Below are 12186 nucleotides of genomic sequence, written 5' to 3' on the forward strand. Positions count from 1 at the left end.
GCTATGAAGGTCGCCCATTTGATTCTCGCGCACGCAGCACCGGCCCAACTCTCGAAGCTCATCGGCGCGCTCGAAGATAAGCACGCATGGTTTTTTGTCCATATCGATCGAAAAGCCGACCTGGACGCATTCTCATTCTTGCAAAACAGAGAGCGGATTACCGTGATAGCCGACCGCGTAGATGTTGGATGGGGCGCATATAGTATCGTGGAAGCTACAATCCGTGGCTTCAAAGCGGCCGTAGATTCGGGGATTGATTTTGGCTATGTGAACCTGCTCAGTGGGACTGATTACCCATTGCGAGCGCCATCGGAAATCCATGATTTTTTTGCCAGGAATACAGGAGAAAACTTCATGGAATACTACCCTGTCTACCATGAATGGGCAGAGGCAATCCCGAGATTGACCCAATATCACTTTACCAATTACAAATTTCCGGGAAAATATCTGGTTCAAAAATGGGTCAACAAGCTATTCCCAGCCCGCAGGATGCCCGCCGGACTAGAACCGGTAGGACGCTCGCAGTGGATGAGCCTGACGATGGATGCAGTTCGCTATTTGCTGCAATATCTGGACGAGCATCCAAAGGTTGTCCGTTTTTTTAAACATACATGGGCCCCGGATGAGATTGTATTTCAAACTATTTTGTACAATTCGCCATTCCGCCCTTCATTGGTGAACGATAATTTGAGGTATATTGACTGGTCGAAAGGCGAGCCGAGCCCGAGAGTACTCACGGGCGAAGACCTTGGCCGGATGTTGTCATCGGGCAAACTTTTTGCGCGTAAGTTTGATCTGTCCCGGTTTCCGGAAGTGATCGCAGCGCTCGATCGGCAAATGAAGGACCATCAATCATAAATAAGCGAATCTCAACGAGGTGGGGATATTAAAACCCACGCATTAGCTACTGCAATATGGATATTGTCATTACAGGACAACAGGCCTGGGATGTAGAAATCGGGAGTAACTGCAAGAATATCGCCCTGGAATTCAGTAAGAACCACAGGGTGTTGTATGTCAATTCTCCTCTGGACCGAATCTCGCTGCTCAAAAATGGCGATGACCCTAAAATTGTGAAACGCAGGAAGGTGGTTCACGGCAAAGCCGACGGCCTGGAAGAAGTACAAAAGAATCTATGGGTGCTCTATCCCGACAAGATGATCGAATCGATCAACTGGCTGCCGGAAATGCTTTTCGATATTTTAAACAAAAGGAATAACCAGCTCTTTGCCGGATCGATTGCCCGTGCCGCCAAGCGGCTTGGCTTTACCGACTATATTCATTTCAATGACAATGACATGTTCAGGAGCTTTTTTCTGAAAGACCTGCTCAAACCGAGGCTATCCATTTACTACTCGCGTGATTATATGCTGGCAGTGGATTACTGGCGCAAGCACGGAGCCCGCCTAGAACCGAGCCTGATTGCCAAAAGCGACCTTTGCGTAGCCAATTCGACTTATCTGGCCGACTATTGCGCCAAATTCAACCCGCGTTCATTCTACGTGGGCCAGGGCTGCGACCTGGATATTTTCATGGCCGGCAACCAGGCCCCGGAGCCTGCCGACATCGGCGCGATCGCTCGCCCGCGTATCGGGTACGTAGGTGCGCTGCAAAGTATCCGGTTGGATATGGAACTGCTCGAATACATTGCCCAGTGCCGGCCCGACTGGAATATCGTGCTGGTGGGCCCGCAGGACAACGAGTTTTTACAAAGCAGCCTGCACAAGCTTTCGAATGTGACTTTTACCGGTTCTCGCAATATTACTGAACTGCCTGCCTACATCAACGCATTTGATGTGTGCGTGAACCCGCAATTGCTCAACGAGGTCACAATTGGCAACTACCCGAGGAAGATCGACGAATACCTGGCTGTTGGCAAGCCCGTTGTAGCTACGGCGACCGACGCAATGAGTGTGTTTGCAGACCATGTATATCTCGGTAAAGGAAAAGAAGATTACGTCAGGCTGATCGACCTTGCACTGGCCGAAGATTCGGACGTGCGGACTGCAGCCAGACGGTCTTTTGCCAGCTCGCATACCTGGGAAAATAGCGTGGAAGAGATATACAAGGCCATCGACCAGGCCGCAGCGGACCGGTGATGGCTTTGAATTAATTACAGTTTTTTGAGCTGAACCAAGCCTGCTTCGGCCTCCTCCTTCAAATCTACCAGCTTCTGGTTCAGTTCGCTGGTCCATTTTCCTTGTTTCAGCGTCGCTTCAAGCTCTTTATACTGATTGGCGGTGTTGAGCAATCCTACCGAAAACAGCGATGAGCGGAATTTGTGAATTGCCTGGCGGAGCCGTTCAAGGTCGCTGGCGGCAGCTGCCTCGCCGATACTGGCGAGCTGCAACTTGCTGTCTTTGTCGAAGAGCGCGATCAGTTCGTCGCGCAGTTCCTGATCACCTCCGGTGATTTCAGAGAGATAGTCGAGATTCAGTATTGTATCTGTCATTTTAGTTGGTGGAGGTTGCTGAGTACTGTTTGGGGACTGCGGTGCTTCGTAATTCTCTTTGTTTCCAAGGTGTGCAATGGTATATAAAAGTTCACTTTCTTTAAAAGGTTTCGAAATATAGCTGTTGGCGCCAATACTCAGGCATTCTTCTTTCTCGCCCACCATCGCATGCGCGGTCATTGTGATGATCGGAATGGTACCCGAAATCGTCCGGCGGATCTCCTTAATAGCTGTATAGCCATCCATAACAGGCATTTGAATGTCCATTAAAACCATGTCAAAGGTTTCTTCGCGCAGCCTGTCGAGTGCTTCCTGCCCATTGTTTACGACGATCAAACTGATATTCAGCCGCTCGAAAATGGCCTTTAACAGCTTTTGATTAAGTGAGTTGTCTTCCGCCGCGAGGATTCGCAGCGAAGTTACCGATGCGTTGATATCTATATCTTTTTCAATACCTTCCAGTAGATCGGCCTCCTTCACGATCCTGAAGGGGAAGTCCATGGTGAAAACAGTTCCCTTGCCCAGCTCACTTTCCAGGTTTAGTGTGCCTTCAAAAAGATGTACGAGCGATTTTACAATGCTTAGTCCCAAGCCCGTTCCGCCAAATACCCGGGTAGTACTTTCGGTGGCTTGCACAAAACGGTTAAAAACCTCTTTGAGCTTATCCTTCGGGATGCCGATGCCGGTGTCTATTACTTCAAAACGAATGTTCTGAATATCGTTAACCGGCTCGCCTATCGGTTCTATGCGCAGTTTCACACTGCCGCGTTCGGTGAATTTGACGGCGTTCCCGCATACATTCAGCAATATCTGAGTAAGCCGCAGCTTGTCAGTTTCGATGTATTCGGGTAAGCCTTCTTTTAGTAAAACTTCATAATCAATGCCTTTTTCGACAGCGCGGTGGTGGATGATGGCCGATATCGAATCGACGAGCTCGCGGATCGGGACCGGCGTTTTTTCCAGATGTACCTGGCCGGCTTCGATCTTGGAGAAATCAAGGATGTCGTTGATTAGTTCGAGCAGGTTTTTACCCGCATATTGAATGTAGCCAACATATTCAAGACTTTTCTGTTCGGTGACCTCGCCCAGCAACAGGTTGGTAAATCCGATGATCGCATTCAAGGGCGTTCTGATCTCATGGCTGACATTAGAAAGGAAGATATCCTTCACACGCACGGACTTTTCGGCCAGTATCCGCGCTTTTTCCAGCGTCGCTTCATAATTCGCACGTTCGGTAATATCCCTGAAAACCGTAATAGCGCTTTTTATCTGACCGTCCAGGCCGATTACCGGCTGCACGTTTGTTTCCAGGTGGTATATCTTGTCATTTTTAACCAGGTCGATTTTGTTGCCCGTTAGTTTTTCCCCTTGTAAAGCGCGTGCCACCGGCAATGTGTCGGCCGAAAAACGGACGTGATAACGGGTCGGGTCAAGCAGTTTAATGCGTTTCACCTGCTCGTCGAGTGTCTCTGGCCTTTCGCCGGCTACGCCCAGGATTTCCCGTCCTGATTGATTAAGAACCTCTATTTTTTGTTCATTATTGATAACCATCACCCCGTCCGGGATTGCTTCGAGGTACTGGCTCACTGTTCGCTCTCTTTCATTGATCTCTTTTTGAAGCAGCCGCTGCTTGCGTTTGTCAAGATTCAGAAACACGATGGAAAGGATCGTAAGGATGAACCCGACTGCCCCCGTAAGTAGTATGAACAGGACCGAGTTCTGCTGGGTAGCCGATACCAGCTTTCTCCGCTGGTCCATATTATGGTTTTCATAGTCCTCGATTTCATTGATCTTACGTGTCAGTAAGTTGTTGAGCCTGATCCCTTCACCTTCCTGTATTTTGGTAAATGCCTGCTGGCTTCCTTGTATGCGATAAATACTGATCACATTTTGCGAGTATGCTACGATCTGACTGGATATTTCAAGCAAGTCTTTGACACGCCGGGTCTGAATCTCATCGGTCTTGACCAGATTGAAGAGCGTGTCGGTAATACCTACGAGCTGGATTTTTTTGTTGTAGTTATCGGTCAGCAGCTCCTTGTTCTGCGAGATCAGATAGCCACGCATATTTGACTGAAAGTCTTTTGTCACCAGGCCGAAATTGGCTGTCTGGTTCAACACACCGATCGTAACGTTCAGGCGCTCGTTGTTCAGCGAGAGGTCACGGACGTTTTTGTAGGTAAAGTACTGAGAACCGAAGATCAGGGCCAGTCCCAGGTAAATGCTCGCGTAATACCATCTGAATGAGTCATTTTTTGCATGGGTCGGCATATCTCAGGGGCGGAAACATTGGATTTGATGGCACCAAGATCGGAATAAACGGAGACTATATTCAGGTCAGGTAATCAAAATTAAATTTCAGATGTCGGTAAATGTGCCTCATTTGCGTGAGTAGAAAGCTATCACTTTCCCGCCAGATATTCCTTTTCATTGTACTGGGCTCGGCCTCGGAATTCTTTTGGACAAACAGACCGGTGAAGTCCTTGTAAAAATAGGCTTTGCCATTGTTTTTCAGGAACGACATCATCATCTGGTACTCGGTCACATCGCCTTTCTGGCCTTCGACATATCTTCCGAACTTGCTAAAAAAATTGCTCCTGCGCAGGTGCGGGTGGTCGCTGTAAGCGTAAAACTTACGATAACCCGGTTTCCAGAGTTTAAAATCCATTTCGTAATAGCCGTGCTCGGGGTTGCGCAGGCAGGGATATTCGAAATAGGCGTAGAACCGAACCACATCGATGCCAGGTTTTTCCCGCATAATGTCCAGCGCGTGCGTGAAGCTTTCCGGGAAAATGATGGTTGGGGTGAAGTCCTCCTGCACATAAAGTGTTAGCGGCGTCTGCACGGCATCCTGGCCCTTATTGATATTGTTGCCCAAACCCCTGTTCTGAGGCGTGGTAATAAGCCTGAACTCATGCTTTTTCTGCAATTGAAGCAGGTAATCGATATGTTCAGGTTTGCTTCCGTCGTCGGACACGACGATGTCGCCGAACCGACAGCCCAGGGCTTCAAACGAACGGAGCAACTGTTCCAGCGACTGGCTCCGGTTGTAATGGGTAATGAGCAGCGTCACCTCCCCGAAGTAGTATTCCTTGTTCATGTAGGCAGTCTATTTCATGAAAACCAAGTCGAGCGTATTTTTTAGCCAGCGATAGCGCAGGTACGTCAGCCGTGCAAGTTTGATCAGCGGATTCTCGCTCAGTTTCCAGTCTGCGCGCTCCATGGTACTCGGCTCATCGGAAGAGTTTTTTTGATAAAACAGTTTAGTGAAATCGTTAAAAAACAGCCCCTTCCCTTTATGCTGTAAAAAACTGACAGCCATTTTGTATTCTGTCAGATCGCCTTTGATCCCCTCGGGGTAGCGGCCGAACTTTGAAAAGAACGAGCTGCGCCGCAAATGCGGATGGTCGCTGTAATAGTAAAATTTCAAATGGTCCATATCCCAGAACCGGTACACCATTTGCGAGTATCCTTTTTTAAAGGGCATCAGGGTAGGGTAGGCAAAATAGGCGTAAAATCGAACGATATCCCATTTTGGGTCCTCTCGCATAAAAGTGAGCGCGTCTTGGAAATGGACGGGGAAAATCTCGGAAGGCTGAAAATCCTCCTGAACGTACAGGGTGTATTCGGATCGCACCGCATCCTGGCCCTTATTGATGTTATGGCCCAGCCCGCGGTTTTTCGGTGTGGTAATGAGCCGGAAATTGAAGCGATTAATGAGCGATGTTACTTTTTCCAGGTGCTCGGGTTTGCTGCCGTCATCCGAAACGACTATCTCCGCAAACTGGCAGCCAAGCGATTCAAATGTGGCAAGCAGCCGTTCGAGCGATCCGCTACGGTTGTAATGGGTGATCAGTAAGGTGGTATCGGGAAAATGGTGCTGCATCATAAATTATTAGAGATAGTCGCGCATGCCTTGCAACTGTCGCTTGGCCCGATTAAAAAAAGCCCTGGAAATGCTGCCGTCGTCGAGCAAGCGGCGAGGTGAGGTGAAAACCGTGGCTTTGGAGCTGGTAACCTGTCTCAGTTCGCCCTCCTTCTTCAGGTTCAGTGCCATCCGGCCATCTTCGGCCTCATTTTGGAAATCGCTGCCGACGATATTGGCATACACCCGTGAGCCGCTAACTCGGAAACCGCCCGTTCTTCGGCCAACCTCGGTCACAAAGCCCATATTAAAGCCGTACACATTGAGGTATTCCCGGTTCTTCTTCCGGATGCGGATCATCAGCCCGGCGAATTGCTCGTATAGCCACAGACCTAACCGGCCTTGCCCGGTGGGCGGAATGAATGCGTAATTGCCGTAAACGCCGGTGATGCCAGCGTTTTTTGCCATCGGCTCCACCATCAGGTCAATCCAGTCGGGTGGGTAGAAGGTGTCAGAATCGGCGCAGAGGTGGTATTTGCCACGGGCCTGGTCGAGGCCCATTTGCCGGGCGAATGGTGTGCCCTGGACAGTTTGCAGGTAGTTTCGTACGCCCAGCGTGTCGAGCACTTTCTGGGTGCCGTCGGTCGAATTATTGTTGACAACAACGATCTCGACCTTGTAATTGGTAATGCTGGCCGAAAGCGAGGAAAGCGTCCGGTATATATTGTTCTCTTCGTTCCAGGCCGGGATCACGACCGATACCTCGGGTGCTTCCTCTCGGAAACGGTTGATGCGGCTGCGCAAAACCTGAATCTCGCCCTCGGTGAGATCTTCGAAACGCTTGTTTGTAAAAAGGTGTGGCAGAATCCATTTAGGTAAGCCCAATAAACTCATATTCTGGCAATCGGTAGGTTTTGTACATCTTTACAGTCAAACAAGCCCTTGTAGCGGGCAGAGGGAGGAAAGTTAAAACAATAATCCTGCTTTGTGCAAAAATATTGTAAAATTACTTCGCATATTGCGTTTGGTACCAACATCGGTAAATAGTTTAATAATCCGTGGACGTAGTTCGTGGTTACCATAATATACAGCCTACAACCTGATGGCCTTTCAGCTTTTACAAAAATTAAGGAACAAACATTTTCTTTCGCTGGCCGGAAACGGCATTATGTCCGTGCTTGGGATGCTGAACATGATCATCCTGTACCGGGCATTGCCTGTGGCAAGTATTGGGATGTGGGTATTCTTTTTGTCAATATTACTGCTGGTTGATACTTTCCGGTCCGGCTTTCTTACAACGGCATTTATCAAGTTCTATGCAGGTGCGAGTGCAGCACGGAAGCGCGAGGTCGTGGGTTCGGCCTGGTTTATCGGCGGGGCGATCACGGGCATTCTTGCGCTGATCAATATTCCGGCGTTTCTATTCTCGGATTGGTTTAAGAATCCATCCGTCGTGCTGTTTGTGGAGTGGTTTGGCATAATATATGTTGCTTCATTGCCTTATTTTATCGCTTCCTGCGTGGTGCAGGCCGAGCAGCGGTTCGATCAGCTCTTATGCATCCGTTTCCTGAGCCAGGGCTTTTTCATCCTTTTTGTGATGGTTATGGCCTTTACCCACACCGCAAATCTGCAAAATATCATCTACGCCTATCTGGGCGGTGCTGCGCTGACGAGCATTTTCACCATCGTCATGGGCTGGGCCAGGCTCGGTAATTTCAGGGACCGTACCACTGAGTGCATCAAGGAAATCTTTCATTTTGGTAAGTTCTCGGTCGGTACCACATTGAGTTCCAATCTCTTCGGTACTTCCAATACGATGATTATCAACTTCATGCTTGGACCTGCCGCATTGGCGGTTTTCAACCTCGGTCAGCGGCTGATGGAGATTATTGAAATACCCCTTAGGAGTTTCGCCGCTACGGGGATGCCCGAACTCTCGGCTGCCTATAACGAAGGCAACCGGCCGAAAGTGATCGAAACCATGAAACGCTACGCAGGTTTGATCACCATAGCGCTGTTGCCGGCCTGTATTGGCGCGGTGATCCTGGCCGACGTGGCCATTCACATCATAGGCGGTGAAAAGTATATAGAATCAGAAGCAGCGAATATTATGCGACTGTATATGACATTTGCGCTTCTATACCCGCTCGACCGCTTTTTTGCATTGACACTCGATGTGATCCATCAGCCTAAAATCAATTTCATCAAGGTGCTGATCATGCTGGCCGGCAGCGTTGTTGCCTCCGTAACGGCTATTTACATAACCGGTAGCGTCTACGGTGTAGCGATCGCCGGTGTAGTGCCAACACTCATCGGCGTGGCCATAGGCTACTGGGGCCTTAACCGCTTCGAGCCTTTCTCTATTCTGAGCGTTTTTACAACCGGTTATGCCGAGGCGGTCGGTCTGGTCAAGATCTGGTGGGGGAAGCTGAGGGTTAATAAGGCGCATCAGTGAATATCGCTTTTTTAAGGCCGGCTTGGCAGCTACTAGCAGTGGGACTTGTAAAAAGTATTAAATTACTGGACAAACAAAGGAGGCGCCCGATCTGATGAGAGCTCATGAAGATGCTTTGCCAATGAAACTGAAAGGAAATCAGATTTTGATTTTTGGATTTGCCCGGTTTGACGCACCCAACGAGTCTACCAGCTACACTATCGCCAAACTGCTCGCGCGGGAGAATCAAGTTTATTATATCGAGGACCCAGTGACGCTTCGCGAATTTTTCAAGTTGCGCAAAACAGCTGGATACCGGTCGCGTGAAGGGCATTTCTCCTTTACCAGCCATTCGCTGGTCGAAACCGACCTGCCTGGCCTGAAAGTGATTATCCCGCCGATACGATTGTCTGCAAACTTTCTTCCGGAGAACTGGCTGTTTCGAACTGTATTAAAGTTCAATGAGTTATTAATCCGTACCAAGCTGAAAGGCATTCTGAAAACCTATAAGATCAGGGATTATATTTTCATGAATTCCTTTAATTTTCATTATCCGACCCTCACCGAAGGCCTGACGCCTAAGCTGAAAGTGTATCATTGCCTTGACCAGGCAGTGTTGCCATTCAACCGGAGGCACGGCGTTGTGGCGGAGGAGATTCTGGTGAAACAGAGCGATGTGGTGATTTGCAGCAGCAAGCAATTGAATGAGGAAAGAAAAAAGCGAAACCCGCACACTTATTTTGTGGCCAATGCCGCAGATCTGGGCCATAGCAGCAAAGCATTGAACCCTGATTTACCGGTGTACCCCGTTATTGCCGCATTGAAAAAGCCCGTGATCGGTTACTTGGGCGCTATCGATCACCGGATGGATTATGATTTGCTGAGAAAAGTAATACTGGCCAATCCCGACAAGAGCTTCGTATTCGTGGGCCCGGTATCCAGAGAGTTTGTGCCCGATTGGATCTTTGCTGCCGGAAACGTCTATTTTCCCGGCCCGATCGATTATCAGTATATGCCTGCGGTGATCAAAGGGTTCGATGTGGCGCTGATCCCGTTTAAAAAGAATGAAGTTAGCAGCAGCATTTTCCCGCTCAAACTTTTCGAATACCTTGGTGCTGGCAAGCCGGTAGTGTCAACCGACTTTAATCCTGATCTAATGGAGTTTACCAAAGGTGCGGTGACGTTCTGTGAAGATTCCGAAAGCTTTTCTCTGGCTATCAATCATGAATTGCAGACCGACAGCACCGCCAAGCGCAAAAGCCGCTTGACAATCGCCGCAGAAAACACCTGGGAAAACCGCATAGATGCCATTGCGGATATCATACATTATCACCTCGAAGAGGTGATCCACCCCTGACCGCCGGCCGCCGGATCGCCGTGCCGCGGGACCGCCAGACCGTCATTATTTGCGGACTACTTCTGCTTCCTGCACTTTTTTGGGTGATTTATATTGAAACCGCATTTCGATGTGTTTGTAGGTCCACGACGAGACAAAGTAGATCAATATGAAATTCAAAATGAACAGGTACGAGTAAGCTTCCGGCGGGAATTTGATTATTCGGATGAACAATACATTGAAAAGACTGATCAGCAACGCGTGCGTCATGTAAATAGAGTAGGAGTACTGGCCCAGCTTATGCAGCAGTTTTACGCTTTTCAGCCCCTTTGAAATAATGCCTTTTTCATAGGAAAATGTGTAAATGCAGATGAAGAAAAGTATTTCAAATACAGCGCCCCAAGGCTTCATAATCTCGCCGTTATAAATGCAGAGAACGATAAGGAGCAGCGATAGGATTTCTATGACTGAAAACAATGCGGGAGACCATTCACGCACCTGCACATGTGTGTTACTGAATAGATTGAAGCAAAGTACCCCGGTAAAAAAGCCCAGAATCCCTCTCAGAAACCCATAATCAAAGCTGTAATTGATTTGAAAACTGCCGGAAACAGACCAGAGTGCTGCGAGCGAGAGGATGATCATCAGACCATACCAGGCGTTGCGGACCCGGAATTGTCGGGTTTGATAAATGTATACAAGCAGACTACCGAAAACCAGGTAAGCCATCATTTCCGCACTGATCGACCAACTGGGAATATTCCAGCTGACATCCTTCACGCCCGGTACCGGGGTGGAATTGACCAGGAAAATCGAGGTGAAGAAAGTATAGACGTTGTTCGCCGGGTTCACCAGATTGTTGACCTTGATGTAGGGGCTGAGCATATTCTTAGCCACTTCCATCCCTGCAAATGCTATCAACATCACGAAATGAAGCGGGTAAATGCGGTAGACGCGTTTTTTGAGAAATAGCCTGAACTGCGCCCAGTCGGCCAACGACTGGTAACTGTAGGCGATTACAAATCCGCTTAGAACAAAGAAGAAATCCACAAACATGTCCGAATTCTCGACGAAGCGGTTGTTCAGGATGGGGGTGTTGGCAAATGGGCCCAGATGGAACAGGAACACAAGCGATGCGAACAAGCCCCGAAAAATGTCCAGTACTTCGAAGCGGTGTTTCATGTAAGTGGTTGGGTGAAGTAGAATGTGCTGATAAACCGGTTGATACCGGTGTCTTGTTCGTATTCGTAGGCGAACTCGTCAGAAGCTTTTGTCATGATAAGCAGCCCAAAATGCTCGCTGGTATCGGAGAGCAATGCGGGCATTTCCAGTTCGGCAAGCTCTTCGATGAAGAATATGGCCCGGCCCCGCTCGTCGGTGCGCACGCAGAGTGAATCCATACCATTGTGGTAGATAGGAAAATCCACTGGCCGCACCATTTCCTGCAGTGGCCACATGATCTTTTTCTTGTGATGCCCCACGAGTGCAAGTGGCTTGCCATAATCTTCCTTTTGAAGAACCACTCCATAGGCCGTCAGGCCGATTCTGAGCACAGATTCCCGCTCGCCTGAATGCTTCACCGCGTTGGTGAGCAGTTCTATGATCACCCATTTGATCTTGGCCATCAGATCTTCGTCAAGCAGTGATCGGCTTACGTTTTGCTGGATGTGGTTTAGGCACAGGTTCAGTGTTCCGGGGATGCTCTCCCGGTTACTCTTGAAAACAATTGTGATCTGATCCGAATCTTCGCTCATAGACTAGTTTAGTGTACCCATCGCCTCCTCAAAATCATCGAATATCCTGAACACCTTGTCCATCCTGATGAGCGTAAGCAGGTTTTTAACATCCGGTTTTAGGGAAACCAGGCAAATATCGGCATTGCGTGGCATGGCGTATTTCAATGCCACTACCAGACTGCCCAGGAAAGAGCTATCGATGTAATTCACATTCTCAAAACTGACGATCACCAGACGGATTCCCTTGCCGATGATCGTGATCATTTCTTCCTTGAATGCATCCGCATTCGAAAGACTCGCCTCATCTGGTAAAATAGTGGCTTGTACCACCCGGTTCATTTCTTCAACTTTCAGTATCATATC

At 48.8% G+C, this 12186-nt stretch carries 11 protein-coding genes; 4 read left to right on the forward strand and 7 right to left on the reverse strand.

All coding sequences use genetic code 11. From position 1 onward, the window contains the following. Positions 1-3: 3 nt before the first annotated feature. Together IEY24_RS02165 and IEY24_RS02170 are read left to right on the forward strand one after the other, a co-directional pair. Positions 4-858 (forward strand): beta-1,6-N-acetylglucosaminyltransferase, encoded by an 855-nt coding sequence (locus tag IEY24_RS02165; protein ID WP_188928206.1) that lies wholly within the window; start codon positions 4-6, stop codon positions 856-858. 56 nt (positions 859-914) lie between these two features. Continuing rightward, the gene (locus IEY24_RS02170) at positions 915-2099 is read left to right on the forward strand and encodes a glycosyltransferase (RefSeq protein WP_188928208.1); all 1185 of its coding nucleotides are present in this window, start codon (positions 915-917) and stop codon (positions 2097-2099) included. A gap of 14 nt (positions 2100-2113) precedes the next feature. On the opposite strand, the gene IEY24_RS02175 is transcribed toward IEY24_RS02170, so the two are convergent. From IEY24_RS02175 to IEY24_RS02190, 4 genes are all read right to left on the reverse strand, one after another. Then, a complete protein-coding gene (locus IEY24_RS02175) occupies positions 2114-4723 on the reverse strand; it encodes an ATP-binding protein (RefSeq protein WP_188928210.1) in 2610 nt (869 codons plus the stop codon). Positions 4724-4784: 61 nt separating this feature from the next. Then, positions 4785-5552: a glycosyltransferase family 2 protein gene (locus IEY24_RS02180; protein ID WP_188928212.1), complete on the reverse strand. Its 768-nt coding sequence runs from the start codon at positions 5550-5552 to the stop codon at positions 4785-4787. 9 nt (positions 5553-5561) lie between these two features. Further along, positions 5562-6338, reverse strand: coding sequence for a glycosyltransferase family 2 protein (locus IEY24_RS02185; RefSeq protein WP_188932072.1), 777 nt, complete (start codon positions 6336-6338; stop codon positions 5562-5564). 9 nt (positions 6339-6347) lie between these two features. After that, positions 6348-7211: a glycosyltransferase family 2 protein gene (locus tag IEY24_RS02190; RefSeq protein WP_188928214.1), complete on the reverse strand. Its 864-nt coding sequence runs from the start codon at positions 7209-7211 to the stop codon at positions 6348-6350. Between the two features lie 208 nt (positions 7212-7419). Between IEY24_RS02190 and IEY24_RS02195 the strand changes: the two genes are divergently transcribed. Both IEY24_RS02195 and IEY24_RS02200 read left to right on the forward strand, forming a co-directional pair. After that, positions 7420-8772: a lipopolysaccharide biosynthesis protein gene (locus IEY24_RS02195; protein WP_188928216.1), complete on the forward strand. Its 1353-nt coding sequence runs from the start codon at positions 7420-7422 to the stop codon at positions 8770-8772. A 121-nt stretch (positions 8773-8893) separates the two neighbouring features. Beyond that, the gene (locus IEY24_RS02200; RefSeq protein WP_188928218.1) at positions 8894-10108 is read left to right on the forward strand and encodes a glycosyltransferase; all 1215 of its coding nucleotides are present in this window, start codon (positions 8894-8896) and stop codon (positions 10106-10108) included. 45 nt (positions 10109-10153) lie between these two features. On the opposite strand, the gene IEY24_RS02205 is transcribed toward IEY24_RS02200, so the two are convergent. The 3 genes from IEY24_RS02205 to IEY24_RS02215 are packed head-to-tail and all read right to left on the reverse strand — an operon-like array spanning position 10154 to position 12183. Further along, entirely contained in the window at positions 10154-11269 is a 1116-nt protein-coding gene (locus tag IEY24_RS02205) for an acyltransferase family protein (RefSeq protein WP_188928221.1), read from the reverse strand. Continuing rightward, positions 11266-11841, reverse strand: a complete 576-nt coding sequence (locus IEY24_RS02210; RefSeq protein WP_188928223.1) for an ATP-binding protein — start codon at positions 11839-11841, stop codon at positions 11266-11268. The genes IEY24_RS02205 and IEY24_RS02210 overlap by 4 nt, the downstream gene beginning before the upstream one ends. A 3-nt stretch (positions 11842-11844) precedes the next feature. Continuing rightward, a complete protein-coding gene (locus IEY24_RS02215) occupies positions 11845-12183 on the reverse strand; it encodes an STAS domain-containing protein (RefSeq protein ID WP_188928225.1) in 339 nt (112 codons plus the stop codon). Between the last annotated feature and the right edge of the window lie 3 nt (positions 12184-12186).

The organism is Dyadobacter endophyticus (assembly GCF_014641595.1).
Classification (GTDB): Bacteria; Bacteroidota; Bacteroidia; order Cytophagales; family Spirosomataceae; genus Dyadobacter; species Dyadobacter endophyticus.